At 42.5% G+C, this 2,400-nt stretch carries 2 protein-coding genes; both read right to left on the reverse strand.

Going from position 1 to position 2,400, the window contains the following annotated elements; all coding sequences use genetic code 11:
• On the reverse strand, positions 1-2,003 hold a 2,003-nt coding region (locus FWJ59_RS09335), incomplete at its 3' end, for a M56 family metallopeptidase (protein ID WP_414481662.1).
• 18 nt (positions 2,004-2,021) lie between these two features.
• On the reverse strand, positions 2,022-2,400 hold a 379-nt coding region (locus tag FWJ59_RS09340; protein WP_414481663.1), incomplete at its 5' end, for a BlaI/MecI/CopY family transcriptional regulator.

The following is a 2,400-nucleotide window of genomic DNA, read 5'->3' on the forward strand; positions in this document are numbered from 1 at the left end:
CCATCCAAATTCATCCTATAAACTTCGGCATCCAGAATTACATAGGGCACATCATGAATCCGCATCACAAGACCTTCGTAATAGGTTTGCGGTTGAAAGGTTTGGACCTTTTCATGCACCAGCGAATAGTATAGTTTATCTTTCCAAATACCTATATTCCCGATCGTTCTTTTTGATAATACCGAACGCTGTTGGCCATCGACGCTTATTCTGTTCAAGCTATCATCGGTCGTATAATAAACCCACCCATCATGGACCAAAACGTCCCTTACACACCCTTTCACAAACAGCTCCTTTCCCTGGCCATCATGGCACATTCTTAGAAGCCCATCCCGAGTAGCCACAAATATCCATTCATCATCCATCGCTACGCTTCCATATGCATTTTGAGCCAATAGGGCTTTATCTCCGCTTTGGACATTGATTCTATAAAGGCTATTGCCTTCCTTATAATATAGCCAATCTTCATACATGCCCACATATTTTACATTGCCGTCCACAACCTTTGTCTTGTCGGCCCCGTTCAGCTTAATCCTGTATATCGGCCCTGAAGACAACGAATAAGCGCCACCTTTTCTATCCAAAGGCAGGCCATAAAAATAAACCCATTCCCCCTGCTGCGTAATGTACCCCGCCTTTATAAACCAGTTTTCCAAATTATCCTCCGATACAGGGTCTGCCAGAACGCTATAGCTGTACAGGACAGAATTATCAATGTCATAACTATCCTCTGCCCGCACATTTGTCTCACCATCCAGAGCGTTATGGCCGTTTTCATTAACATTTTGCCTGGTTGGATCAGTAAGCATGCTACAACCCATAAGCAGCAATACCAATATAGCCGCCAATGACCATTTATACTGTTTTTTATTAAAACCTGCTATCATCTCGATCCTCTTCTTAACCTGCGATTTGCTCTCCACAATGCCAGTTACGCCTGACAATTTAACAGGGGCACTACCCTTGACCAGGATGTTTATGAGGGTCTCGCCATATTTTTTCTTCTCATCTTCTCGCAAGTAATATAAGACCGTTGCATCGCAAGCAACTTCGCGATCCTCGCACATCTTGGCAAATGCTAGCCAAATAATTGGATTAAACCAGTGAAGAACTTGAAGTACGTTAGTTAGCCAATTTACAATTATATCTTTTCTCTTTAAATGAGCCAGTTCATGAAGAAATATGTGCTTTATCTCCGAATGGGTAATGGCCTGTTTTATAGAGTTGGGAATCAAAATTTTAGGAGTCACCAGGCCGAAGAGCACTGGCACTTTCACCAAATCCGTATACCTTACTTCCACTCTTTGCCGTATTTTGAGTAAGCTTTTGCATTCGTCCAGTATATGAATGATTTCATCCCCTACATTTGCTCTTTCTCGCTTCAAATGCTGCCATAATTTTATATTACCCGCCAGCATGTACAAGCCTAACAAGATAACCCCTATTAGCCACAAATAATACATCGCCTGATAAACTTCTAGGCCTGATATATGCTCCTTCACTGAACCTAGTAACGCCCTTTTGCTGTATACTGGTTTTTGTATTACCGGTGAGCCTTCCTGGCTTTCCACCGACACATTATTTTGGATGGAATATTGCTGCTGTGCTTCATCCCCCAGCTGTTCTTCTATCCCTACCACCCCTTCTACGGAACTTGCCGCATCATCCATTCTACGCTGTTTTTCGCCGTCCCTTACCCTTAAACCTGTTATGTCTTCATCCACCATGCCATCGTCAAATTGTACATTTGAAACTTGAGGGCGCATTTCACCCTCGAAAATCTCACCACGTACTACAACAAAAAGGTTAAAGAGGCTTATATGGCTTTGCGGCGCAAAAGGCAACAATAGCCGTATTATCACAATAAACCATACGGCATAATGCCATTGTATGCCAAATTTGTTACGCGACATATACTTTAATAAAATGATAACAACCGTTAATATGCTGGCCATCAGGGATGCGTGTAACACCCATCTGAAAACTGCGGGAAATTGATCCATATGGTATACCCCTCCACCTCATTCCTTCTTCTCATCCAATATCCTTTTGAGTTCATCTATTTCCCTGTCGGTGAGCTTTGCCTCCTTAATGAAAGTAATCAACATCCTGCTAAGGGAACCATTGTATACCCGCTCCAAAAAAGACCTGCTCTCCTTTTTTATGCATTCCTCTTCATCGATGAGCGGATAATATACATAGGCACGATCGCGCTCTTCATATCCTAAAACGCCCTTTTTAACCAGTCTAGAAAGCAAAGTTTTGACCGTTTTGGGCTTCCATCTTGTACATGACGACAACTCCTGAATTACCTCACTGGCAGTACAGCGGGATTTTGCCCAGATAACCTTCATTACTTTCCACTCGGCATCAGATATCTGTGGAATGTTTCTCATTTTT

The sequence above is a fragment of the Caldicoprobacter sp. genome (genome assembly GCF_047459465.1).
GTDB lineage: Bacteria > Bacillota > Clostridia > Caldicoprobacterales > Caldicoprobacteraceae > Caldicoprobacter.